General features: G+C 63.7%; 23 protein-coding genes. 6 read left to right on the top strand and 17 right to left on the bottom strand.

Going from position 1 to position 24449, the window contains the following annotated elements:
* Positions 1 to 24: 24 nt before the first annotated feature.
* From BUB39_RS13230 to BUB39_RS13220, 3 genes are read right to left on the bottom strand one after another with little or no spacing between them, the layout of a single operon-like run.
* Positions 25 to 1014 carry an ABC transporter permease gene (locus BUB39_RS13230; RefSeq protein WP_244540238.1) on the bottom strand — a complete coding sequence of 330 codons (990 nt, stop codon included), beginning with the start codon at positions 1012 to 1014 and terminating at the stop codon, positions 25 to 27.
* A gap of 18 nt (positions 1015 to 1032) precedes the next feature.
* Complete coding sequence (locus BUB39_RS13225) at positions 1033 to 2559, bottom strand: sugar ABC transporter ATP-binding protein (RefSeq protein ID WP_073053959.1); 1527 nt, start codon at positions 2557 to 2559, stop codon at positions 1033 to 1035.
* Between the two features lie 14 nt (positions 2560 to 2573).
* The gene (locus BUB39_RS13220) at positions 2574 to 3836 is read right to left on the bottom strand and encodes a sugar ABC transporter substrate-binding protein (protein WP_073053957.1); all 1263 of its coding nucleotides are present in this window, start codon (positions 3834 to 3836) and stop codon (positions 2574 to 2576) included.
* 267 nt (positions 3837 to 4103) lie between these two features.
* Between BUB39_RS13220 and BUB39_RS13215 the strand changes: the two genes are divergently transcribed.
* Together BUB39_RS13215 and BUB39_RS13210 are read left to right on the top strand one after the other, a co-directional pair.
* The gene (locus BUB39_RS13215; protein ID WP_073053955.1) at positions 4104 to 4880 is read left to right on the top strand and encodes an SDR family NAD(P)-dependent oxidoreductase; all 777 of its coding nucleotides are present in this window, start codon (positions 4104 to 4106) and stop codon (positions 4878 to 4880) included.
* A 128-nt stretch (positions 4881 to 5008) separates the two neighbouring features.
* Positions 5009 to 5737 (top strand): IclR family transcriptional regulator, encoded by a 729-nt coding sequence (locus tag BUB39_RS13210; RefSeq protein WP_073053953.1) that lies wholly within the window; start codon positions 5009 to 5011, stop codon positions 5735 to 5737.
* A 93-nt stretch (positions 5738 to 5830) separates the two neighbouring features.
* On the opposite strand, the gene BUB39_RS13205 is transcribed toward BUB39_RS13210, so the two are convergent.
* Positions 5831 to 6589 carry an SDR family NAD(P)-dependent oxidoreductase gene (locus BUB39_RS13205; protein WP_073053941.1) on the bottom strand — a complete coding sequence of 253 codons (759 nt, stop codon included), beginning with the start codon at positions 6587 to 6589 and terminating at the stop codon, positions 5831 to 5833.
* A gap of 45 nt (positions 6590 to 6634) precedes the next feature.
* The gene (locus tag BUB39_RS13200; protein ID WP_244540237.1) at positions 6635 to 7432 is read right to left on the bottom strand and encodes an IclR family transcriptional regulator; all 798 of its coding nucleotides are present in this window, start codon (positions 7430 to 7432) and stop codon (positions 6635 to 6637) included.
* A gap of 380 nt (positions 7433 to 7812) precedes the next feature.
* Between BUB39_RS13200 and BUB39_RS13195 the strand changes: the two genes are divergently transcribed.
* Complete coding sequence (locus tag BUB39_RS13195; protein WP_073053939.1) at positions 7813 to 8556, top strand: RraA family protein; 744 nt, start codon at positions 7813 to 7815, stop codon at positions 8554 to 8556.
* Between the two features lie 107 nt (positions 8557 to 8663).
* Here the strand turns inward: BUB39_RS13195 and BUB39_RS13190 are convergent, their stop codons facing one another.
* The 10 genes from BUB39_RS13190 to BUB39_RS13145 all read right to left on the bottom strand — a co-directional run bounded on the left by BUB39_RS13190 (position 8664) and on the right by BUB39_RS13145 (position 18822).
* Positions 8664 to 9110 carry a VOC family protein gene (locus BUB39_RS13190; protein ID WP_073053937.1) on the bottom strand — a complete coding sequence of 149 codons (447 nt, stop codon included), beginning with the start codon at positions 9108 to 9110 and terminating at the stop codon, positions 8664 to 8666.
* A 54-nt stretch (positions 9111 to 9164) separates the two neighbouring features.
* Entirely contained in the window at positions 9165 to 9626 is a 462-nt protein-coding gene (locus BUB39_RS13185; protein ID WP_073053935.1) for a VOC family protein, read from the bottom strand.
* Between the two features lie 93 nt (positions 9627 to 9719).
* Positions 9720 to 10973, bottom strand: a complete 1254-nt coding sequence (locus tag BUB39_RS13180; protein WP_073053933.1) for an ABC transporter substrate-binding protein — start codon at positions 10971 to 10973, stop codon at positions 9720 to 9722.
* A 33-nt stretch (positions 10974 to 11006) separates the two neighbouring features.
* Complete coding sequence (locus BUB39_RS13175) at positions 11007 to 12110, bottom strand: ABC transporter ATP-binding protein (protein WP_073053931.1); 1104 nt, start codon at positions 12108 to 12110, stop codon at positions 11007 to 11009.
* 3 nt (positions 12111 to 12113) lie between these two features.
* A complete protein-coding gene (locus BUB39_RS13170; protein ID WP_073053929.1) occupies positions 12114 to 13031 on the bottom strand; it encodes a carbohydrate ABC transporter permease in 918 nt (305 codons plus the stop codon).
* A complete protein-coding gene (locus tag BUB39_RS13165; RefSeq protein WP_073053927.1) occupies positions 13028 to 13924 on the bottom strand; it encodes a carbohydrate ABC transporter permease in 897 nt (298 codons plus the stop codon). The genes BUB39_RS13170 and BUB39_RS13165 overlap by 4 nt, the downstream gene beginning before the upstream one ends.
* 387 nt (positions 13925 to 14311) lie before the next feature.
* On the bottom strand, positions 14312 to 15409 hold the full coding sequence (locus BUB39_RS13160) for an ABC transporter ATP-binding protein (RefSeq protein ID WP_073053925.1): 1098 nt from the start codon (positions 15407 to 15409) through the stop codon (positions 14312 to 14314).
* 9 nt (positions 15410 to 15418) lie between these two features.
* Positions 15419 to 16306 (bottom strand): carbohydrate ABC transporter permease, encoded by an 888-nt coding sequence (locus BUB39_RS13155; RefSeq protein ID WP_073053923.1) that lies wholly within the window; start codon positions 16304 to 16306, stop codon positions 15419 to 15421.
* The gene (locus BUB39_RS13150) at positions 16303 to 17262 is read right to left on the bottom strand and encodes a carbohydrate ABC transporter permease (protein WP_073053921.1); all 960 of its coding nucleotides are present in this window, start codon (positions 17260 to 17262) and stop codon (positions 16303 to 16305) included. The genes BUB39_RS13155 and BUB39_RS13150 overlap by 4 nt, the downstream gene beginning before the upstream one ends.
* Before the next feature lie 78 nt (positions 17263 to 17340).
* On the bottom strand, positions 17341 to 18822 hold the full coding sequence (locus BUB39_RS13145) for an ABC transporter substrate-binding protein (RefSeq protein WP_073053919.1): 1482 nt from the start codon (positions 18820 to 18822) through the stop codon (positions 17341 to 17343).
* A 424-nt stretch (positions 18823 to 19246) separates the two neighbouring features.
* On the opposite strand from BUB39_RS13145, the gene BUB39_RS13140 reads away from it, so the two are divergent.
* From BUB39_RS13140 to BUB39_RS13130, 3 genes are all read left to right on the top strand, one after another.
* Entirely contained in the window at positions 19247 to 20407 is a 1161-nt protein-coding gene (locus BUB39_RS13140) for a mandelate racemase/muconate lactonizing enzyme family protein (RefSeq protein WP_073053917.1), read from the top strand.
* A 239-nt stretch (positions 20408 to 20646) separates the two neighbouring features.
* The gene (locus BUB39_RS13135; RefSeq protein ID WP_073053915.1) at positions 20647 to 21687 is read left to right on the top strand and encodes an AraC family transcriptional regulator; all 1041 of its coding nucleotides are present in this window, start codon (positions 20647 to 20649) and stop codon (positions 21685 to 21687) included.
* A gap of 170 nt (positions 21688 to 21857) precedes the next feature.
* Complete coding sequence (locus tag BUB39_RS13130; RefSeq protein ID WP_073053913.1) at positions 21858 to 22223, top strand: hypothetical protein; 366 nt, start codon at positions 21858 to 21860, stop codon at positions 22221 to 22223.
* Here BUB39_RS13130 and BUB39_RS13125 read toward each other — a convergent pair.
* On the bottom strand, positions 22220 to 23482 hold the full coding sequence (locus tag BUB39_RS13125; RefSeq protein WP_073053911.1) for a D-tagatose-bisphosphate aldolase, class II, non-catalytic subunit: 1263 nt from the start codon (positions 23480 to 23482) through the stop codon (positions 22220 to 22222). The two genes, BUB39_RS13130 and BUB39_RS13125, sit on opposite strands and share 4 nt — an antisense overlap.
* Positions 23482 to 24435 (bottom strand): tagatose kinase, encoded by a 954-nt coding sequence (locus BUB39_RS13120; protein ID WP_073053909.1) that lies wholly within the window; start codon positions 24433 to 24435, stop codon positions 23482 to 23484. The genes BUB39_RS13125 and BUB39_RS13120 overlap by 1 nt, the downstream gene beginning before the upstream one ends.
* Positions 24436 to 24449 lie beyond the last annotated feature (14 nt).

The following is a 24449-nucleotide window of genomic DNA, read 5'->3' as shown; positions in this document are numbered from 1 at the left end:
CAGGGCCGGCGCACCGCCCCGGCCTCACTTGATGAAGAGGTATTTCTTGCGGTCGATGGTGGAGGCGACGGCGAGGATGATGACGAGGCCCTTGACGACCTCCTGGGTGAAGCTGGACACCTCGGTGACGTCCATCCCGTTGGACAGGATGGCGATGACCAGGACGCCGAGGATCGTCCGCTGCGGGCCGCCGATGCCGCCCGACAGCGCCGTGCCGCCCATGACGATCGCCGCGATCGAATCGAGCAGCATGTTGGCGCCGGCAGCCGGGGTTCCGGCGCCGACCTGCGATGTCAGCAGCACCCCGGCCAGGCCGCAGAGCCCGCCAGACAGCATGAAGGCGTAGACCTTGTAGCGATTGACGGGGACGCCGGCATTGGCGGCCACCACCTCGCCGCCACCGATCGCGAAGAGGTAGCGTCCCAGCACTGTCTTGAACGCGACGAAGGTGAGGATGGCCGCCGTCACGAGGGCGATCAGGATGATGTTGGGCAGGCCCGGCACAAGCTCCGAATTGACGAGTTCGGTCAGGCCCTGGTCCATGAACATGATCGACGAACCACCGCAGATCATGTTGGCGATGCCGGACAGCACCGAGAGCATGCCGAGCGTGACGAGGAAGGAGGGAACCTTCAGCGTGACCAGGGTCATGCCGTTGACGAAGCCCACCATGAGGCCGACGCCGATGCCGGCCAGCACGGAAGCAGACGGACCGAGCGGATCGATGGCCAGCGCCGCCACGATGCCGGACAGCGTCACGATCGACCCGACCGAAAGATCGATGGAGCCGATCATGATGACCATCGTGCCGGCAAGCGCCACGAGCAGCAGCACCGAGGACTGCCGGCCGATATTCATCGCATTGTCGAAGGTCGCGAAATAGGGATTCTGGACGCCGAAGAAGACGATGAGCGCCAGGATCACCAGCACCGGATAAAACGAGACGGCATGTCTCGAGACGAAGGAGCTGAAGCGCATGGGGCGGGACGCCGTGTGGGGGATTGTCTGGGACATGCGAGACTCCGGTTCGGACTAGACCATGTTCGTCACGACGGATGTCTCTGACGGCTTGTCATGCGCGGGAGCGGCGATCTCGGCCGAGACGGCGCCCGAGCGGAAAGTGATGATGCGATTGGACAGGCCTATCACCTCGGGCAGGTTGTCGGAGATCAGCACGATGGCGACGTTCTCGCGGGCCAGATTCCTCAGCAGGCTGTAGATTTCTTCCTTGGCGCCGACATCGAGGCCGCGGCCCGGATCGTCGAGCACGAAGACGCGAACGCCCCGCGCCAACCATTTCGCGAAGACGATCTTCTGCGCATTGCCACCCGAGAGATTGCGGATCTGCTGGGTCCGCCCGGCCGTCTTCACGCGAAGCCGCTCGATCCAGCGATCGGTCGTCTCGGCCTGGCGGCGGCTTGAGAGGATCGGAAGGCGCGGCAGCCGGAAGCGGCGCAGGCTCGGCAGCACCAGATTGGACTGCACCGAATGCATGCCGATGACGCCGGCCGTGTTGCGCTCGGCCGGCACGCTGCCGATATCGGCCGACAGCGCCGCGATCCGCGAGCCCGGCGTGAGGCGCCGTCCGTGCACGCTGATCTCGCCGCGGCTCGGGCGCACCGCCCCTGTGATCACCTGACCGAGCACGGTCTTGCCCGAACCGAGCACCCCGGCCACGCCGAGGATCTCGCCGGCCCGAACCTCCACCGAGACACCGTCAAGGCGGCCCGGAACATGCACGTCGCGGAGCGAAAGCACGACATCGCCAAGCGCGACGCGCTGCTCGCTTTCCTTGTAGTAACCAGCAGAGCGCGGCCGCCCGACGATCGCCTCATGCAGGATGTCAGGGGTTGCCTCGGTAATCGGCCAATGACCGCTGACGCGCCCGTCCTTCAGCGTCGTCACAGCATCGCAGACGGCAAAGACGTCCGACAGCCGATGCGACACCAGGACGATCGAGGCCTTGCCGCGCCAGCGGCGGATGGACTCGAACAGGATATCGGTCTCGCGGTCCGACAGCGCACTGGTCGGCTCGTCGAGGAGGACGATCGGCTCGACCGGATAGAGATGGCCGAGCGCGAACGCCTTCGCGATCTCCAGAAGTTGCCGTTCGCCAAAGGCGAGCTCGCCCGTGATGGCATCCGGGTCGATGACGATGCCGAGCTCGCCAAGCACCTTCCTGGCGAAGCGCTTCATCGCGGCGCTGCCGAGCACGCCGGCGCGGGAGAACTGCTGCTCGCGACCGAGCAGCATGTTTTCATAGACGCGCAGGTTCGCGACGAGGCCCTGCTCCTGGAACACCGTCGCGATGCCGGCGCGCGCCGCCTCGGATGGACTGCCGAGGCTCACGGCGCGACCATTGACGAGAATTTGCCCGTCAGTTGGCCGCGCAGTGCCGTTGATAACCGAGATCAGCGTCGATTTGCCGGCGCCGTTCTCCCCCACCAGCCCCAGGACACCATGGCGCGGAAGGACGAGGTCGACGCCGCCGAGCGCCGTCACCGTGCCATAGCGTTTGGTGACAGCCCTCAGCTCAAGGGCCGGGGGTGGTGCGGTCATGACGATGCGCCGTGTCAGGCTTTGACCGGGCCGGACTTGTAGTGTTCGGCGTAAAGCGCATCGACCTTGGAGAATTCTCCGCGTTCAGCCGCCCCCTTGTAGACGGCGTTGAGGCGATCCTTGCCGTCGGGGAATGGCGCCCAGTAGACGTCCGGATCGATCGCGGTGATCTTGTTCTGCGGATCCCAGGTCTCGGGATTGAGCGCGCGGCTCATCAGCGCCCAGTCGAAGGGCTTCGAATCCTTGCCGTAGATGGCGGCTTCGATCCGGGCCGCGTTTTCCGCCGTGGCGAGAGCCGAGCCGGTGAAGAGCAGCCGCTCGCCAAGCATCGGCTTCCAGCCGTTCAGCGCATCGAAGGCGAGAACCGTCGTGAAGCCCGCACCATAGGGCGGCAGCGAGGTGTGAGTGGCGACCATCTGCTCGCCCTTGGCCACTTCCTTGAGGCCCTCCGGCAGGCCGTCGACGCCCGAGACCTTCACATTGGTGAGCTTGCGCTCGCGCAGCACGGAGAGCACGCCGAGCGCCATGTTGTCGTTCTGCGCGAACACGGCCTTCATGTCCGGATGCGCCGTCACCATCGACAGCATCACCTTGCGCGCCTGTTCGCGGTCCCAATTGGCCCGGAGCCCGCCGACGATCTGGATGCCCGGATATTCCTTCGCGGCCTGCATGAGGCCGGCGGTGCGATAGGAATCGGTTGGCGTCGCCATTCCCGCGATGTGGACCACCTTGCCCTCGCCACCGATGCTCTCGAACAGGGCCTTCGCCACCTCATAGGCGCCCTCGACCGAATTCGGCGTGACGAAGGAGACGTAGTAGTCGCCGATGTCCGGTGGGGTGAACCAGGCCGGCGACTCCCAGCTCGGCACATAGTAGATGCCGCTGTCCTGGCAGAAGCGCGCGACGGTTGGTAGCGAACCGGCCGGCTCCACGCAGCCGATCAGCATCTTCGCCTGGCTGGCCGGAAGGCTGCGGACCTGCGCGAGCTGCCGTGCGGTGTCGTTCTGGTGAAAAAGCTCCTGCGACTGCAGCCCGAGCGCGGCCGAAGCCTCATTGAACGCGCGAGTCCAGACCGCCCAGTAGTCGTTCGCCGGCGTCGAGACCTGATTGGCAATCTTGCCGCGGATGATCTCAGCCGCTTCAGCCATCCGCGTGACGGCCGGCGTCATTGCCAGCGAGACGCCGGCTGCGCCCGCGAGCTGAAGGAACACCCGCCGACTCAGCCCCGCCGGCAGCGCGCAGGCGACGGCGACAATATCCTGCTCTCGATCGCTCATGGGTTTCCTCCCCAACTGATTATCGATAAATTCTCATAATACAATAAATTCTGATTTCTTTGATTGTCAAGCGCGATCCAGATCGAAGCGATAGCCACCGCCGGCGCTAGCCTCGCTTGAATCCACATTCGGCGGCTAGACGCCCGTCATCGTGCGGTATCGCGATTAGGAAATGCGTGAAGCGGCCTGGCGACGAACAACAGGGCAAGCCGCTTGACATCACTATTTATCAAATGATTATCTCATAGTGATAAATTGGAGAAGATTATGTCGAGATTGGATGGCGACGTCGCGATCATCACCGGAGCCGCGCATCCTCAAGGCATTGGATTTGCGATTGCCCGCACATTGCTGGCCGAGGGCGCTGCTGTATCGATCGTCGATCTTGATCCTGAAGCCTGCGTGGCAGCGGGGAAACGGCTTGAGGCGGAGCTTGCCGAACGGGGCGTGGAAGCGGTCGCTCCACTCGCGGTTGCCGCTGATGTGCGCGATCGCGGCGCGCTCGAAGAGGTCGTCGCCAGGACGGCCGAGCGTTTCGGCCGTCTCGACATCCTTGTCAGCAATGCCGGCATCGCGCAGCCACGCCGGATCATGGATATCAGTCCCGACGACTGGTCTGCGACGCTCGACGTCAACCTCCGCGGGATGCTCAATCTCGCCCAGGCGGCCCTGCCCCGCCTCAGCGACGGCGGACGCATCGTCGCGATCGCCTCGATCGCGGCACAGCGTGGCGGCGGCCTGCTCGGCGGCCCGCATTACGCGGCCTCGAAGGGCGGCGTGCTGTCGCTTGCCAAGAGCATGGCACGAGAACTCGGCCCACGCGGCATCCGCGTCAACTGCGTCAATCCCGGCGTGATCATCACGCCCATGAACGCGACGGCCTTCGACGCGGAGACGCGACAACGGATGATCGACGCGATCCCGCTCGGTCGATTCGGCACCCCGCAGGATGTCGCGGATGTCTGCCTCTTCCTCGCCTCGCCGCAATCGGGCTATCTGACCGGCACCGCCATCGACATCAATGGCGGCATGCACATGCATTGAGCTGCGGCCCGCTTGACCGTCGCCGTCGGCGCTCCCTAGGGTTCCCAGACGGGCGGCGAGCGGCGTTCCGTCCGGCCATGACCGCGCATGGATGATGTCGGCGGGAGCCGGCAGTGGAGTGACGGCAGATGGACAGTCTTGGCCGGATGATCGGCATCTTCGATCTCTTCGACGGCGACCGCACCATGGTCACGGTCGAGGAGGTCGCGTCGGCGCTCGATTGCTCGGTCCCGACTGCCTATCGCTATCTGAAGACGCTGAGCACAGCCGGCTTGATCGCGCCCGACATCCAGGGCGGCTTCGGCCTCGGCGCGCGTATCATCCAGCTCGATCGCCAGATCCGCCTCAACGATCCGCTGCTTCACCGCGCCGGCGACGTGATGAACCGCCTGATCAAGGTCGTGCACGGCAATCTGATGGTCTGCGCATCATACGGCAAGAACGTCGTGTGCATCGCGCAGGCCTGGCCGGACCAGACGGTCCTCACCAGCTATGACCGCGGCAGGCCGATGCCGCTCCTGCGCGGCGCTGCCGGCAAGGCGATTCTCGCCCATCTCCCCGATCACAGGCTGCGCAGCCTCATGCTCGCCAACGCCGCCGAGATCGCCGCGGCGGGACTGGGCAATGACTGGGCCGAATTCCGCAAGACGTTGAAGGCGATCCGCAAGCAGGGCTACTCGGTCAGCGTGGGCGAGGTTGATGCGCGCAATGCCGGCATCGCCGCGCCGATCCTGACCGGCAGCAAGCGGGTGATCGGATGCCTGGTCCTGGTCGTCCCGCGCACCGATCTCAACGAGGACGAGATCCCCGAGATCGCGGCGAAGCTGGTCGCGGGCGCGCAAGAAATCTCGGGCTGACGAAGCAGGATCGGCGGGCTCCGCCTGTGGGCAGCGTATGTCCGGCGCCCACTCGTGGCGGCAGGGCCGGCGCACGCGGCAACCCGCCTTCGCTCAGGTGATGCACATACCGCCGTCGGCGACGACGCCGGTGCCGACGAAATAGCGCGCTGCGGGTGAGACGAGATAGGCGGCGATCTCGCCGATCTCAGCGGGCTCGGCGATCCTGTCGGTGAGTTGGAGCGCGCGGACCTCTTCCTCGGTGATCACGCCCCGCGCGATCGAATCGGCGGTGATCGGCGTTCGCGTCGGCCCGGGACAGAGCGCGAGCACACGGATATTGCGCGGGGCGAGGGCCACGGCCATGTCGCGGGTCATCGCCATGACCGCCCCCTTGGAGGCGACATAGGCGGTGTTCATGCCCATCAGCGGCCGGAAGCTTGCGACCGAGGCGCAGTTCAAAATGACGCCGCCGCCTTGGCGCTCAAGCGCCGGAATGACCGCCTTCGAGCATAGGAACATGCCCTTGACGTTGATGGCGAACAGGCGGTCCCACTCCTCCTCGGACGTGTCCTCCATGGATTTGTCGTACTGGATGCCGGCATTGTTGAAGAGGATGTCCAGGCGCCCGAAGCGCTCTAGCGCGGCGTCGACCAACGCCTCAACTTGGGTGCGCTGCGAGACGTCGGCTGCAACCGCCAGTGCCTCGCCCCCGTTCGCGCGGATGACGTCTGCAGAACGCTCGGCCGCGGCGAGGTTCACATCCGCCACGACGACGGCGGCGCCGCGCGAGGCCATCGCCGATGCCGAGGCGGCGCCGATGCCGCCGCCGCCACCGGTCACGATGGCGACCTTGCCGCTGAGATCGCTCATGGCTCACCCCTCCGTGAAAATGCAACTGCGGCCCGCGCGTGCCGCTCAGACCTTGAGCGCGTCGGTGATGGCTTGCGCCGTCCGCACAACGGCCTCCCTGATCGCCTCCATTCGGCTCTCGCTCGCGCCGGCAAGGAAGGGTACGGAAAGGGCAGCGGCGATGGAGCCGTCGCGGGCCAGTACCGGGGCGGCGAAGGCATGGATGCTGGGGCTCGTCTCGCCACGATCGGTGGCCCATCCGAGCTTGCGGATACGGGTGAGTTCGTTCTTGAGCCGCTGAGGGTCGGTGATGGTCTTGTCAGTGTAGGCGGGCAGCGGCGCTTTCAGCCATTGCTCCAGAACCTCGGGGGGCTGGAAGGCGAGGATAAGCTTGCCCGAGGCGCCGGAATGCGGCGTCATGCGCTGCCCGGGCGCGACCATCAACGCATATTCGCGCCGCCCTTGTGCAGCAGCCAGGACCAGCAGATCGTCGCCCTCGATGACATTGAGCTTGACGCCTTCGCCAAGCTCGCTGGCGAGGCGGTCGAGGAACGGCTGGCAGATCGGAATGAGATTGACCCGGCCGAAGCGCGAGGATGTGTGCGCGGCCAGCACCAGCAGCCGCTCGCCAAGCTGATACGCGCCGTCCTCTCCGCGCCGGACGACATCATGCGCCTGCAACGTGTTCAGCACGCGGTAGATCGTCGTGCGGGGAATGCGGAGTTTGGCGGTCAGCTCGCGGATGGTCAGCCCGGCCGCGTGACGCTCGATCTCGGCCAGGATGTCCATCATCCTGTCGATCACCGGAATCGTGTGCTTGTTGTCAGGAGCCTCTGTCTTGGCGTCCATGGTGATCGCGGCCATCCCCTCTTGAGCGTGCCGCGACAGTATCAGGCAGATTTGAACTGCGCTAGTTCACATTTGGACGAACAACTCGACCCGTTCATTACGATATCACCCTTGAGACGAGCCGGAAGCGCCTTGGCTGCATGCTGGCTGCGACATAGCCGACACGCGACGAGCCATCACCTCCCGAGCCAAGGCCGTCGCGCGGCTCCCGACGATTGACAAGCTCGCGGCGCACTGCGCATAGTTATGATTAGAATAGCAGCAGTTCAAATGTGAACATTTGAAGCATAAGGCTGTCGAGCAGCCGAGTTCTGACTATTGCGAAGAGCGGCCACGCCTGATCAAGCCGAGATTGGCGAAGGCTTTCGACGTCATTCCCCGAGCGAGGACACATCATGCTGAGCGGCCCCGAAATCCCTGACATCAGCCGCCCGCCGCGTGCGCTCTGCGACGCCTTGGCGAAGATCGGCAGCGCCACGCTTTCAAGCGAGCTCGCCCAGAAATTTGGCCTGCGCGACGTGCATATGAAGGGCCCGCGGCCGCTCGTTGCGGGCCGAAGCGTCGCTGGCCCGGCCCTGACGCTTCAATGCATGCCGAAGCGCGAGGACCTCTACGGCGCGGCGGAATATGAGAACCCGGAGCTGCAACTGCATCGCCATGTGCTCTATCCGACACAGCCCGGCGACGTCGTCGTCGTCGATGCGCGCGGCGATCTCGGCAGCGGCATTTTCGGCGAGATGATGCTGACCTTTTTCGGCGGCCGCGGCGGCGTCGGCGTCGTCATAGATGGCTGCATCCGCGATTCAGCACACGCGGCGAAGCTCGATCTCGGCGTCTGGGTGACGGGCGTGACGCCCAACTACCACGCGCAGACCAACATCATTCCGTTTGCGGTCAATGTGCCGATCGCCTGCGGCGGCGTGCTGATCATTCCGGGCGACATCATCGTCGCCGATGATGACGGCGCCATCGTCGTGCCCATCGCTCTGGCACAGCAACTCGTCGATGCGGCGAGCGAACATGTCGAATGGGAGGAGTTCGCGCGCATCCGGTTGTCGGAAGGCGGCGATCTCAGGAAATACTATCCGCTGACCGAAGAGGTCCGGGCCGAATATGAGGCCTGGCGAGCGGCGCAGTAGACCATTGCCCCAGTATCCCTCAGCCGAGGTCCGCTTTCGGGCAACTTGCGCCGGCCAGAGATGCCTGCCAGCGCAAGTGATGGACGCGATGTTCGCAAGCCGCCTCTTCAGGCGCGGTTTGCCTTCAGGCGCTTGATCGCCTCCAGCTGCAGACAATCGGGCATCAGCTGCATGATCTCGATCCGGTTGCCATCGGGATCGTCGATCCAGCACTGCCAGTTCTTGTCGGCGGCCATCTTCTTCTGAACCGTGAGCGGAATGCCCGCCTTTTCGAGCGCGGCGATGACCTGATCGATGTCATCGACACCGAGGCAGACATGGTTGATCGCGGTGGCATCGCGCCCCGGAGCGCGGTCACCCTCGCCGTCCGGGAAAAGCTCTAGATACTGGTCATCGGTGATGCGCAGATAGACGAGCCACACGCCCGGGCTGCCATCCGGCTTGTCGAGGCGCATCATTTCCTCGAAGCCGAGCTTGTTCACATAAAAATCGAGCGAACGATCGAGGTCTTTGACCTTCAGTGCCACATGGGCGATCGACGTGAAGCCGTGCATTTCTGATCTCCTTGATCGGGGTTGCTGTCTCGCGTCCGGAAGTCCGTGCTCCGGTCAGGAGATCGAGAGGACGTGCGGACGGCCGCCGGCCTCGACCGCTTGGACCGCCTGGTACTGGATGCAGCCCGGCGCCATTTCCATGATCTCGATCTGATTGCCGTCGGGATCGGCGATCCACATGCCGCGATTGCCGTCTACGCCCCGGCCCGGCGTGCGCGGTCGCATCAGCGAAATGCCGGCCTCGCCAAGCTTTGCTTCGGCCGCGTCGATATCCTCGACCGTCAGGCAGAGATGCATGAGGCCGGTCTTCTCCGGTGGCGAAGGATCGCCATCGCCGCCTGGAAACAGCTCGATGAACACGTCGTTGGAGACGCGGTGATAGACGATCCAGGGATTGCTCTCCTTATTGAGGAGGCGCAGCACCTCGGGAAAGCCGATCGCATTGTAGAAGGCGACGGACGCATCAAGATCGTTGACGCGCAGGGCGATGTGCCCGAGCGACTTGAATATGGCCATGGCAAATGTCCTGGCGGGGGGTTGTGCCGGGTGAGAAACGGCACCGCCCTCAGGCGGTGCCGCGATCTGTGGGTTCAAGCGAGCCCGACGCGCCTATTTGAAGATCGCGTCATATTCCGACTTCAGCATCTTGATGCCATCGTCCGTCGACATGTTGGGATCGCCCTGCAGCGTGAACATCGTGTTCCACACCGAATTGATCCAGTCGCCGTCCGCAATATAGAACGGGTTCTCGACGCTGAAATTCGGCTTCTTCAGATCGTCGAGCACCAGCGTATTGCAGACGTCAAGCTTGTCGGTCGGAACGTCGAGGCGCACGGGGCTGGAGCCCTTGTAGAAGGCGAACTCGGCATTGATCTTCGGATCGACGACCACGCTGGCGAAATCTTCCTCTGCTTTCGCCGTGGTCGCGTCGACGCCGCCGAGAAGTCCGAAGGAATCGACCGTCACCGACACCGCCTTGGTGCCGGGAATGTTCAAGCAGCCGAAATCCACGCCGGCCTTCTTGTCGTTGGCCCGCCACTGGCCCTTCATCCAGTCACCATGGATCTGCATCAGCGCCTTGCCGGCGATGACCGTGTTGGTGGTGTCGTTCCAGGAGCGGTTGACCCAGCCGGGATCGGCCTGCGCCGCGATCTTGCGGAAGGTCTCGATCGTCTGCCGCACGGCCGGATCGTCGAACACCGTCTTGTCGGGCGTATCGGCATAGAAGCGATTGTAGATCTCGGGGCCGGCAATCGCCGCCAGAAGCGCATGGAAGGTGTAGCCGGCCTGGAATGAATTGCCGCCGATGGCGATGAAGGTGAAACCGGCGTCCTCGACCTTCTTCTGATCGGCCCACATGTCGTCGAGCGACGTCCACTTGGTCGGATCGACGCCCGCCTTCTTGGCGACCTCCTCGCTGAAATAGACCATGCCATCGAGATGGACAGCGGTCGGGATCTTCAGCACCTTGCCGTCGATGGTGATTGCCTGAAGCACGGTCTCCGGCAGCGCCTTGGTGACGCCGGTCTTCTCGAAGAGCGGGCCGACATCGAAGGCCTGACCCTTGGCATCAAGATCCTTGAAGAAGCTGGCATCGGCGGCGATGAACAGGTTCGGCGGCGTTCCGGCGACGAAGAGGCTCACCAGGGGACTTTCGCCAGCCGTCTCATGCGGCACGGACGCAGCCTGGACCTTGTTGCCGGTGTCGGCCTGATACTTGTCGATGATCGTGTTGAGCGCCTTCATCTCGCTCTCGTTCGACCAGGTATGGAAGAGCGTCAGGTCGGTCGCCTGCGCTGTGCCTACCGAGGCGACAAGCGCGGTCGCCGCCGCCAATGCGGCGATCCTTCGATTGAACGTCATGGTTTCCTCCTCCCGTGTTTATTATCGTTTTGCCTACATCCGAAGCCCGCTGCGGGCATCGAAGACCGCGAGCTTGTCCGTCGGAAAGCTCGCGACCATGGTGTCGCCAATGCGCAGGCCGCTCATCAGCGATGGCTCGATCCGAACGGCCAGCAGTTGATCGCCGGCTTCGAGAAATGCCGTCGCATCGCTGCCCGTCCGCTCGCTGTAGCGAACCGGGAGCGCCATGCGGACAGCACCGTCATCGCGGCTCGCATCGTTGACTGAAAAATGCTCGGGCCGAAGGCCGACAACGACCGGCATGCCGGCTTCGGGCTTCGTGCGGAAGTCGTGTCGCGACAGGTCGATTTCGATGGCCGTCGGCGCATGGCGCGCGACCACCCGGCCAGCTTTCATATCCAGCGTGGCGTCGAAGGTGTTGATGGCAGGCGCGCCGATGAACCGCGCCACGAACAGATTGGCGGGCTTCTCATAGATCTCGTCGGGTGTGCCGATCTGCTGGATGACGCCCTGGTCCATGACGGCGATGCGGGTCGCCATCGTCATGGCCTCGATCTGGTCATGCGTCACATAGACGATGGTCTGGTGCAGCGAGGCATGCAGCTTCTTGATCTCGAGGCGCATCTCGGTCCTGAGCTTGGCGTCGAGATTGGAAAGTGGCTCGTCGAACAGCAGTACGCCGGCATGCTTGACCAGCGCCCTGCCAATCGCGACGCGCTGGCGCTGGCCGCCCGAGAGCTGGCTCGGCTTGCGGCCCATCATGTTCTCGATCTGCAGCAGTTGCGCCGCCCAGCTGACGCGCCGCTCGATCTCGGCCCTGTCGAGCTTCAGCGCCGAGAGGCCGAAGCGTAGATTGCCCTCGACGGTCTTGGTTGGATAGAGCGCGTAGGACTGGAACACCATCGCAAGGCCGCGCTGGCTCGGATCGATATCCGTCACGTCACGATCGCCGATCGTGATGCGGCCGCCCGTGACATCGAGCAGACCAGCGAGGAGATTAAGAAGCGTGGTCTTGCCGCAGCCCGATGGGCCGAGCAGCACCAGGAACTCGCCGTCCTCGACGCGAAGGCTCAGATCCTCAAGGACACTGAACGAGCCGAAGCGCTTGACGATGTGCTCGAACCGGACTTCTGGCATCGCTTATCCCTTGATGGCGCCCGAGGTGATGCCCTGGACGAAGAAGCGTCCCAGCGCGAAATAGACGACGAGCGGCGGCACGGCCGTCAGCAGCGCGGCAGCCATGTTCACGTTGTAGATCGCCTCACCGCGCGAGGTTATCACCGAGTTGGCCAGGATGACGGTCATCGGTTTTGTCGAGATTCCGCCGAAGGTAAGACCAACCAGATAGTCGTTCCACACGGTCGTGATCATCAGGATCAGGACGACGACCATGATGTTGCCCGACATCGGCAGGACGATCTCCCAAAAGATCTTCCAGAAGCTGCCGGAATCCATGATGGCGGCGTTGATGAGCTCGCGGGGGATGTCCTTGTAGAAATTACGGAAGATCAGCGTCAGCAGCGGCATCGACAGGACCGCATGCACGAGCGCGATCGCCCACACCGTTCCGAAGATGCCGAGGCTCGCGACCACGATGATGAGCGGGATCATGATGATCTGGAACGGCACGAATGCGCAGATGAACAGGACGAACAGGAAGCCGTCGGCCCAGCGCACGTTCCACAAAGCCAGCGCATAGCCGGTGATCGACGAGATCGCGATCGACAGGACGAGGCTGGGGAACAGGATCATCACCGAATTGAAGAAGCCCTGCTTGATGCCATCGCAGGCAAGGCCCGTGCACAGCTCGTTCCAGGCCTTCATCCAAGGCTGGATGGTCCAATGCACCGGCAGGTCGAAGATCTGGCCGAGCGTGATCTCTCCGATCGGCTTGAACGACGTGACGATGACGACGTAGAGCGGAATGGCGACAAACAGCGACACCATCGTCAGGAATGCGAAGATCGCGATCGACGAGCCCTTGATGCGCCGACGGCGGCGCGGGATCAGGATGGCGGCGCGGCCCGGCTGCGCCGGGACTTCGGAGATGGCGGTCATCCGCGGGCAGCCTCGCGGCGTCGGGCCTGCCACGCGGTGGCAGCGACCAGGGGCAGGAAGATGGCGAGCGTGATCAGCAGCATGATGACGGCCGCCGCCGAGGCGAAGCCGATATTGCTGCGGGTCGAATAGGCGTTGATGGCGAAATAGGCCGGCGTCCAGGTCGAGGTGCCGGGGCCGCCATTGGTCATCGCAACGACGATGTCGTACGCCTTGACGACGCCGAGCGACAACAGGATCGCGCAGGTCAGGAAGGTGAAGCGCATCATCGGGATGATGATCTCGATATAGAGTCGCCCGACGCCGACCCCGTCGAGCCGTGCCGCGCTCCAGATCTCGGTATTGATCGACTTCAGCCCGGCCAGCATCAGCGCCATGTAGAAGCCGAGCCCGTGCCAGATCGAGGCGAGGATGATGCCGTACATGGCCGTCTGCGGGGCGGCGAGCCAGTTGAAGCTGGCATTCTCAAAGCCGTGCCCGCGCAGGAAGGCCTCGATGCCGAGCGAGGGATTGAACATCCAGCGCCAGACCAGCCCGGTGACGATCAGCGACACCGCGAGCGGGTAGAGCAGCACGGTCCGGAACAAGCCTTCGCCGAACTTCTCCCTCTCGATCAGCGCGGCGAGGATGAAGCCGAAAACGATCGCGAGCGCGCTGCCGATGGCCAGGATCAGCAGGTTCTGAAGCGCCGTCCACCATGTCTCGTTGGCGAACAGCCGCTCATATTGCGACAGCCAGCGCGCCGAATCGATTTTGTATTCCGGGAACCGGCGGCTCTGCGTGAAGGACTGATAGATCGTCCAGGCGATCGATCCGACAAAGCCGATCAGGGTCACGACGACAGCTGGCGCCAGCGCCAGTCGCGGTGCGGCCCAACTCCAACGGAGCATCATCGCTACGCCTCCCAAGCACGCAGTCCAGTTCTTATTTGAACTTCTTGTTTTTCTATTTGAACTGTAATCGCGCGGTGATATCGAGTCAACGCCGTGTTGGCGCTCCCGCCTGCCCATTGGCGCGGTCGGCGCGGCGGATGACGCCGCGCACGGTTAGGCGGCGCGCGTCCGCGCGCAGCGCGGGCGGCCCTTTGAATTGGTCAGGGAAATTGGCCTTGCGGTGAAATGGCGGACCAACGCCCGAGACAACGGTGATCACCGCGCGTCGTATCGGGCGTCGAGCGGTCATAGACAGGCCTGACCCGCCCCAGGGGGCCATGGTTCGTCGCTATGCCAGCTAATTATTGGCGACCACCCACCACGAACCGCCGTGATGCTCCTCGCCGCTCAGTCGGCGTTGAGAGCCATTTCCGTCTCGCCGTCGAACAGGTGGATGCGCTCCTGATCGAATTCGAGCCAGATCGGCTCGTCGGGAGCGACCGGGACAGTCGGCGGAACGCTGATATTGACGATCGCGGCAGCCACGAAGGCCTGCACGAAGGTCACATCGCCCGTCGGTTCGACGGTATAGGCTTTGGCCGGCACCGCGCCCGGGACCGGCGACTTGTGCAGCCTGATGGTCGAGTGGCGCGCACCCAGCACGACCTTGCGGCTGGTCGCAGCCTCGACCTTCCTTGCGTTGCGGTCCGACAATGGCAGCGCCCATCCCTCGGCGCTGGTCAGCACGGTCTGGCCGTCGGCTTTGGACGCTTCGAGAGGCACGAGGCTCATCGCCGGACTGCCGATGAAGCTCGCGACGAACATGTTCACCGGATGCGCGAAGACCTGCGCCGGCGAATCATATTGCTGCAGGAAGCCGCCATTCATCACGGCCATCCGGTCGGCCATGGTGACGGCCTCAAGCTGGTCATGCGTCACATAGATGATCGTCGCCTTGAGATCCTGATGGAAGCGCTTGATCTCGGAGCGCATCTGCACCCTGAGCTTGGCGTCGAGATTGGAAAGCGGCTCATCCATCAGGAAGACCGCCGGATCGCGGACGAGGGCGCGGCCGAGGGCGACGCGCTGCTGCTGACCGCCCGACAATTCACGCGGCTTGCGCTCGAGCAGATGCGTCATGTCGAGAACTTGGGCCGCTTCCCTGACCTTCCGGTCGATCTCCTCGCGCGGCAGCTTCCGCATCTGCAGGGGGAAAGCGAGGTTCTTGTAGACCGACTTCTGCGGATAGAGCGCGTAGTTCTGGAACACCATCGCGATGTCGCGATCCTTGGGATCGAGGTCGTTGACGACCCGATCGCCAATCGCGATCTCGCCCGAAGTGATCGGAATCAGGCCGGCGACGAGGTTGAGCGTCGTGGTCTTGCCGCAGCCCGACGGCCCAACCAGCGCGACAAACTCGCCGTCATTGACGGTCAGCGAGACATGATTGACGGCGTTGAAGGTGCCGTAGGTCTTGACGAGATCTTTGAGGACCACGTGGGCCATCGGCAACTCCTAGTGCTTCACAGCGCCTTCAGTGAGCGCGCGGACGAAATAGCGTTGGAGAACAAGGAAAAGGACAACCACCGGCACGCTCATCATGAAGCTGGCCGCCATCAATCCCGGGAAATCGGTGGTGTTTTCGGAGAAGAAGCGCTGGATACCGACCGGCAAGGTCAGCTGATCGTTCTTGCTGAGAAACGTATAGGCGTAAATGTACTCGTTCCAGGCCGCGATGAAGCTGTAGATCGCCGTCGCGATGATGCCCGGCACCGACAGCGGCATGACGATCAGCATGAAAGCCTGGAACCTTGTCGCGCCATCGATGCGCGCCGCTTGTTCGAGCTGGATCGGGATGTTGTCGTAGAATCCCTTGAGCAGCCAGATGGCGAGCGGCAGGCCGAAGGTCAGATAGGTCAGCACCAGCGAGCCGTGAGTGTTCACCAGACCCAGCACGCGCATCAAGATGAAGAGCGGGACGAGGAAGATCACGGCCGGGAACATGTTGCGCAGCAAAACGGCGAAAAACAGGAATTTCCGGCCTGGAAAACTGAAGCGGGAGAACGCATAGGCGGCAGGCACCGCGACGATCACCGCGAGGATCGTCGTCAGGGTCGAGACGATCAGGCTGTTCCAGAAGAAGCGCAGGAAATCCTGTCCGACGCTGTTTTGCGGGTCGAGCAGCTTCCGGTAGCTCGCGAGCGTCGGCTCGGCCGGCCACCATTGCGGCGGAAACTGCATCGCCGCGAAGCCCGATTTGATGGACGTGATCAGCATCCAGACCATCGGCACGGCGGTATAGAGCAGCATCAGCACGAGGAAGATGCGGCCCGCCCAGCGCCAGCCATCGACTTTTGGGCGGTTCCGACGCGGCTTCGTCCCGGTGGCTCCGATCGTGCTCATTCGGAGCGATCCTTCCGTTCGTTGCCGCTGAGCGCGCGCACGTAGAAATAGCCGAGCGTCATCAGGATGAGGAACAGGAGGACCGAATAGGCCGAAGCGACTCCCCAGCGCTGCCGTCCGAACGCCAGCTCGTAGATATGCGTGATCCAGATATGCGACGCGTTGGACGGCCCGCCCCCGGTCATGATCCAGGGGATGACAAAGGAATTGAAGTTCGCCACCGCCAGCAGAAGGATGGTCACCGTCGAGACATTGCTGAGATGGGGAAAGGTGACATGCCAGAAGCGCTGCCAGGCGCTGGCGCCATCGACCCGCGCGGCGCGCAACAGCTGGTCCGGGACTGTCTGCAATCCGGCCATCATCATGATCATGGCGAAAGGAAACTCACGCCAGACATTCACGACGATCAACGACGGCAGCACCGTATTGACGTTGTCGATGAAATTCGGCGGACGATCGGTGATGTGGAGTTCCACCAGAACGGCACCGATGACGCCGAAATCCGAGTGATAGATCCACTTCCAGATATAAGACGCTGCAACGGCACTGATCACCCAGGGGATGATCAGGATAGCACGCAACACACCGCGGCCAATGAAGTCGTTGTGCAGAGCCAAGGCGGCGCCGAAGCCGAGGCCGAAGGCAAAAATGGTCGATGAGACGGTCCAGATCACCGTATTCCAGGTAACCCTCCAGAAGACATCACTGGTGAGGATTATCCTGTAATTATCAAGACCGACAAAAACCTTGTCACGAAGCTGTAGCGCCGGGGGTGTCTTGAAGAATGACAGATCGATCGTATAGTAGATTGGGTAGGCGATGACGATCAGCATCACCACGATGGCCGGCAGCACATAGGCATAGTCGGCACGGTGCTGCCAGATGGTCCGCAGCCTGCCCGGTTGGGCGGGCCCGGATTTTCGCAAAGCCTCGCCCTGCCCGGTCACGACTGTCACGGTTCTCGCCCCTGAGTTCATGAAAGGGGACTGGTCACGCGGCACGCGCGACCAGCCGTATCGTGTACGCGAGCGCGGCTAAAGATCGCCGCCGGCCATCAGGTCCTTGACCTTCTTGGCGGCGTCCGCCGCCGACTCGTCGACCGTCATGGCGCCGGTCAGGGCGTTCTGCAGCATGTCCGGGATGATAATGTTCATGATCTCCGGCGTTTCCGGCAGAGCCGGGAACGGAACGCCATAGGGCAGCATCGACGTCGTGACATCGAGGAACTTGGTCGTCTCGAGACGGGTCTTCATCCATTTGGTGAGGAAACCGTTGAGATTGCCGGGGTTGGAGCCAACCCAGGCCAGCTTGAGCGACCATTCCGGGCTAGTCCACATGCAGATCAGCGCCTTGGCAGCCGGCTCGTCCACCTTGCCGCCGTCGACATATTCCGGCTTGAGGATGTGAATGTTGGAGCCACCGAACACCGCAGCGCGCTTCCCATCGGGACCAGTCGGAATGAGGCCGTAGCGCATGTTGTCGATGACCGCCTGCGCCTTAGCCGTATCGCTGCCGGTCGTCTTCTTCTGCAGATCCTGCATCACATTGTAGTCGGATGGATGCGAGATCATCATGCCGAGCTGGCCGGCCAGGAAGAGCGGCTGGTTGTCGGCCTGCTGGTTGGTGAGCGCAGACACGGGCACGGACTTGTCGCGGACATACATGTCGTAGGAGGCCTGCAGCGCCGCCTTGCTCTGCGGGCTGTCAAGTTCGACATCCTTGTAGGTCGGGCTGGCCGTTGCCTCGTCGAAGACCCCGCCGCCATAGGCCCACAATTGCGGCATGAAGCGATAGGGCGTGTTGCCGGCGTTCTTGCGAGCGACGAGGCCGTAACCCGAGATACCGAGCTTGTCGTGGATCTGCTTGGAATAGGCGACGACCTCGTCCCAGGTCGCCGGCGCCTTTTCGGGGTCGAGCCCCGCGCGCTTGAAAATGTCGGCGTTCCAGATGAAGGCCATCGTCTCGTTGTTGGTCGGGATGCCATAGGTCACGCCATCCCAGGTAACGGCCTTCATGGCGCCGGGCCAGAAGTCCTCGCTGGAATAGCCAACATCCTCGGGTTTCAACGGCTGAAGATAACCCTTTGCCGCGAACTCAGTACCGCCGAGAATCTGCAGGCGGACCACCATCGGCGCGGCGTTGCCGAGCAACGCGGTGCGGAACTTGTCGAGCAGGTCGTTATACGTGATGCCCTGATCTTCAAGCACGATATTGGGATAGGTCGCCCGGAAGGCCGCGAAGAAGTCCTTGTAGTTCTGTCTCAGAACATCAGGATCACCCTCGAACACGCCCTGGTACCAGAGCGTGACGCGGCCCTTATAGTCGAGCGGCGTAACCTTGCTGCAGTCGGCAGCGGTATCGAATTCCTTGGTGCCAGCAACTTCCCTGACATAATCCGGCGACCATTTGCTGAGATCGACGGGCGGCGCTGCGAGCGCGGACGTCGACAACAGCGACGCGATGAAAGCAGTGGCAACGGCGCCGCGCATGGCGGTTCCGGCTTTGGACCTCGTCATTGGGTTCCTCCAAATCTCCCATTCCGCCTCCCCTTGGGGGTCAGCGGTATTCTTTTTTCCGAGGCCCGCGGGATCACGACGCTTGGCGACGCCTTTTTGTGTCCCGTTGATGCTGCCCAGGTTGTCAGATCAAGGATTGCGAGTGAACGCGGTTGCATCGTACATTAAATTTCGAAATCCACGCAACGTTTCGGACGTCCTGCATCACAATTCCTGACCGAGGCCAGTGCACGCGCGGTGGGCAAGACCCGCAGCGGCGGGGCGCTTGGCCGTCATCCGGTCATTGCCATCCATCTGAGGGGCCACATCGAGGCCGAGAAGGGAGCGGGACTGCGGTCGTGCCTTGGCGATGAGCCGAGCCGGCACGGTCCCGGAAAATGCGCGGGCGCAATGCCGCGCGGTTAAAAGCGGAAAGTGGAATCACATGAAAATCACGAGTGTCCGGCCCTGGCTGATCAAGTCGAGCGCGTCCTATTGGGGTGAGTTTCTGTTCGTGGAGGTCACGACCGACGAGGGGATCACGGGGTGGGGCGAGATTACCACCACGACCAAGATCGCTAACCGAGCGCTGACGGCGATGCTGCGCCAGATCGGCAAAATCCTCGAAGGCGAAGATGCGAGCCGGATCGAACAGCTCTGGCATAAGGTGTTCCGCGGCTTCACCTATATGGGCAGCCGCGGGGCCGCCGTGGAATGCGTCAGCGCGATCGACATCGCGCTGTGGGACATCCGCGGCAAGGCCCTCGGCAAGCCGATCTACGAGTTGCTCGGCGGCCCGGTGCGCGATGAGATCGCGCTCTACACCCATCCCGACCAGCGGAAGTTCTCCACCAAGGAGGGCGTCGTCAACGAGATCCGCGACATCGTCAAATCCGGACACACCGCACTCAAGTTCGATCCGTTCAACTATCAGGGCCTGCGCATCGACGGCCTCTCCCGCGAACAGCGCGACGGCTATCTCGACGGGTCGATGTCACGGAAGGACGAGCGCGAGGCAGCCGAGCTCACCGCGCTGATCCGCGAGACTGCCGGACCCGATATCGAGGTGCTGATCGACGCCCATGGCCGTTTCGATGTCCCGACCGCGATCCGACTTTGCCGGACACTGGAGGAAGCGGGCGACATCGACTGGTTCGAGGAGCCGTGTCCGCCGGAGAGCGTCAACGCCTTGAAGCAGGTCCGCGACAAGGTCAACGCGGCGATCTCCTGGGGCGAGCGCGGCCATACCAAATGGGATTTCGTCCCGATCCTCGAAAACCGGCTCGCCGACTACATCATGCCGGATGTGACATGGACGGGCGGCATCACCGAGCTCAAGAAGATCTCGGCTCTGTGTGAGGCCTACTACATCCCCGTGTCGCCGCATGATGCCGCCGGCCCGATCAATGTCGTCGCCGGCGCGCAGGTGATGATGACGGTGCCTAATTTTTACAAGCTTGAGACGTCGGAGTGGAACCTTTCCAAATACGACCACCTCATCGATGTTCCGCTCGACAATTCCAATGGCAGCCTCAAGCTTAATCCGGCGCCCGGCCTCGGCATCGAGATGAACCGCGGCTATCTCGAAGCGAATGCAGTGGAATAAAGCGGCGAAGGCCGGGGATTCGTCCCCGGCCTTCCGCCGACATCGGCGCCCGATTGATAAGCGACCCCCTCGCGCTTCAGCACCCGAGTGCCGGTGGCGGACTGGACGGCCTTGAGGCTGCTATTCCATCGTCATCCCTTCGACGAAGTTAAATCCCCGCCAAAAAGTGTACCTTCCGCTTCGAGGTCGGTCATTGCAAACTGCAGCTTCGGCATGGTGCTGATTGACAGGCGAGGGCCATGTCGAGCGAGAGACTGCAGCGGGTCGGTCCGTTTGTTTCGCTGGCCGAGATTCTCGGGCGTTTCGGCCTTACGCTGGATCTGGCCGCAGAGGGAACTGGCGTCGACGCGACCCAGTTGGCGGATCCGAACGCCATCATCCCGTTCAGAGCAGCCTGCCGGCTAATCCAGCGCTCGGTGCTGCTCACCGGTTGCCGCGACATCGGCCTCCAGGTCGGCATTCTGCATGATTTCCGTTCGCTCGGCGTGGTCGGCCAGTTGATCCAGCATGCGCCGACCCTGGGCGAGGCCATGCTCGACTTCGTCCGCAACCAGCATCGCAATTCGCGCGGCGCAGTCGTCTATCTGATGCCACAGGGCGATGCCTTCAATCTCGGCTACGGCATCTATGAGAGGCATGAACCCGGAGCCGACCAGATCTATGACGTAGCGATGGCGGTGGGGGTGAACAGCATCCGGCGGCTCGCCGGACCACGCGCCGGGCCGGTCGAAGTGTTGCTGTGCCACCGTGGCACGGCGCCACGCGCGCATTACGAAGCGGTCCTGGGCTGCCCGGTCCGGCTGAACCAGCCGCATGCCGCGATCGTGCTGTCCGGCGAGGCGATGCGCCTGCCGATTCCGGGCTCTGACCCCGCTCGCCGGCAGCAGCTTGCCAACATGGTCGAGTCAGCACTTCTCATGGGCTCGCTCAGTTTCTCGGCGCATGTCCGCCACATCCTGAAGCCCGGCATCCTTCTTGGCGGCGCTTCGGCGGAGCGGATCGCGCGCCAGATCGGCGTTCACGTCCGCACGCTCAATCGCCGCCTGCAGGATGAAGGTACGAGCTTCCGCGCCATCGAGCAGGAGGTCCGCTACGCGATCGCCTGCGAATTGCTCAGCCTGACTGACCTCGACATCTCCGATATCTCGGCCGCCCTCGGCTATGGAACGCCGAGCGCCTTCGATCGCGCGTTCCGCCGCTGGGCCGCGCTCTCGCCGACGGCCTGGAGACGAGGGAATGCGATTGAAAAACCGACGGCGTCGCCAGCGGATGGCGCCTGAGCGGACGAAGCCCGGATGTCCCGACACCAAAATGCCTCGCCCGACCTTGGTCCGGCGCGGCCTGAGCCCGTCACATTTCCACCCGGTGCGGCCGGCGCGCGACGGATTTGACTTGCCGGCCGGCGGTTGTGCAGGTCATCTCTCCTCATTGACGCTCGGAGGAACACGAGATGATGAAGAACGCCTTCCTGGCCGCTGTCCTGATGCCGCTCGCGGCCTGCGCTTCCACGACGCCCCCACCGGCACAAACAGCAGCAACAGTGCCGGCGCCGGTCGTCGACAGCGCCTATCAGAAGATGAGTTGCGCAGAACTCAGCGCGGCCGAGCGGAATGCCGCCTCTGACATCGCCTGGGCACGGCGCCAGCAGCAGGAAACCTTCTCGGGCGACACGACAAGCAACGTGACCATCAACATGCCGATCGGCGGCGGTGGCTCTGGCGTCACCACCGGTCGCAATTCCGGCCCGCAAGTCAGCCGGGCGAAGCGCGAACAGGCGGCGCTCCGCAATGCCATGGCCGCGAAGGGCTGCAGCTAGCCGCGAATGGCGGCAGCGTAGTCGCCCAGCACTTGCTCGACGGCGAACAAGACATGTCCGTCTGCCGTCAGCGGGCCGGCGCCGGCGGCGCGCGGCAGGAATTGTGACACCAGCGTCTCGGGAATGGTCCTGCCGGCGAGCGCCGCCATCAGCCGCGCGACGGCTGCCTCGGCCTTCGGATGGGGCCAGTAATAGCGGATGCGGTCGCTGTAGCTGTAGTGGCGAAGGAGATGCTGCTCCTCCGCCGAGCCCGGGTAATGGCTCTGCCAGTTCTTGGGCTCGGCCAGCATCAACGCTTCCATCGCCTCGGCGAGCGGTCTTCCCCGATAAGTGGGGTCGAGCTCGGACGCGACGAGATCGAGGCCATAGAGCGCCTCGCGCAGCGCGAAGGTGAGGCCAGGCCCGACCTTCAGGATCGAGAAGCCGTCCCCGACCAAAGCCGCCAGGCGGTCGACGGGTTGGTAGTCGGTCGAATGGGCCTCGAAGATAAAATCCGGCTCGTCGTCCAGAACTGCGATCAGCGCCCGCGCCCGTTCGGGCTGATAGCGCACGACGCTTTCATGGCCGAATTCGACGCCAGGCTGGACGACGATGCCAATCGCACGCGCGAAGGCCGCTTCGAGCCCTGCCTTGGTAAAGACCTCGCGATGAATCGCGATGGTCGTTTTCGCAGCCGCTGCGCTGGTGGGCTCGAGATGGTCGAGCGCATGCGTCGCGCCGCCTGGCGTCGGCACTTCGGTGCCGATGATATAAACGGGCGGCGGCAGCCCGGCATCGCGCGCCGCCACTTCGGCCGCGCCGGCAAGGCGTGCGGCGCGGTGGGCCGTGGCCTCGTCATCGAGCGCTTCGGGCTCGCCAAGGCAGCCCATGGATGCGTCGAGATGGATCTTGGAGAAACCCGCAGCGACGAAAGCTGCCACCATGATCTCGGCCTTCGCCAGCGCCTCTTCGGCCGGAAGCTTGCGCCAGGGGTTGGGGCCGAGATGATCGCCACCAAAGATGATCCGTTTGGCGTCGAAACCCTCTTCGGCCGCGATGGCGAGCACGAAGCGGCGGAAATCGGCCGGCGTCATCCCGGTGTAGCCGCCGTCCTGGTTGACCTGATTGCAGGTCGCCTCGATCAGCACGGGCTCCGTCCCGATCCTGCCATGGCGGAAGGTGGCGCGGATGACCGCGGGATGGGCCGAGCAGACCGAGGTGATGCCCATTCGGCGACCGGCGCGGCGCGCCCCGGGCAGATCAAGGAAGAAATCGGACATCAAGGGCTCCTGACAGTGGCGCCGGCGATGAAGGCGTCGAGCTCGGCGAAGGTCGAGGTTCCCTCCATGGGTCCCTTGATCGTCACCGTCCGCGCGCCGGCCGCATTGGCATAGCGGAGCGATTCGCCGATGCCGAGGCCAAATCGGCGGCAGACGAGGAAGGTGGCGCCGAAGCTGTCGCCGGCCCCGGTCGGATCGACTTCCTCCACCGCGAAGCCCGGCATGTCGGTACGGCCGTTCCGATCGAAATGGCTCGCGCCTGCTTTGCCGCGTTTCAGCACGATTTCGCGGACGCCCGTCTGCAGGAGCGCCGCGATGGCGGCCGTCTCCTCGCTGGCACCGGCGAACATCATCAGTTCCTCCCCCGAAGGCAGGAAGAGATCGGTGGCGGCAAGGACACGATCGAGCGCGGCGCGTCCGGCGGGATCGCGCAGCATTTCCGGGCGGATATTGGGGTCGAAGGATACGCTGCCGCCTCTTTCCTTCAGAGCCGGAATGGCCGTGGAGACCATGCCATGCACCGCGGGCATCGGCAGGCCCGAGCCCATGACATGGAGATGGGCCGCCCCGCCGAGCACGGACTCAGCCGCGAGCGTCGCCGCGATCTTACCCGCCGCGCTGTCGCGCATGTTGAAGACGAAGGCGCGGCTGCCATCGGCGCGGTAGCGCACGAAAGCGCTGCCCGTAGCGGCGCCCGGCAACACCTCCACCGCCGAGACGTCGACGCCGTCGCGCTTCAGCCGTTCGAGATTGAGCGTGCCGAAATCATCGTCGCCAACCGCCGAGACGATCGCTGCGGCGGCGCCGAGCTTGCCGACCTGGTCGATGAAGATCGCCGGTGCACCGCTCGGAAACGGGCCAATCAGCGGTTGCGGCTCCAGAAAGCCGTCGCCGAAGGTGGTGGCCATGATCTCCACCAGGATCTCGCCGATCGTGACGATCTTGCCTTCCATAATCTCCTGCCTTT

The sequence above is a fragment of the Kaistia soli DSM 19436 genome, assembly GCF_900129325.1.
Lineage (GTDB): Bacteria > Pseudomonadota > Alphaproteobacteria > Rhizobiales > Kaistiaceae > Kaistia > Kaistia soli.
The sequence above is the reverse complement of the archived record's forward strand: the minus strand, read 5'-3'. Positions and strand labels throughout refer to the sequence as shown.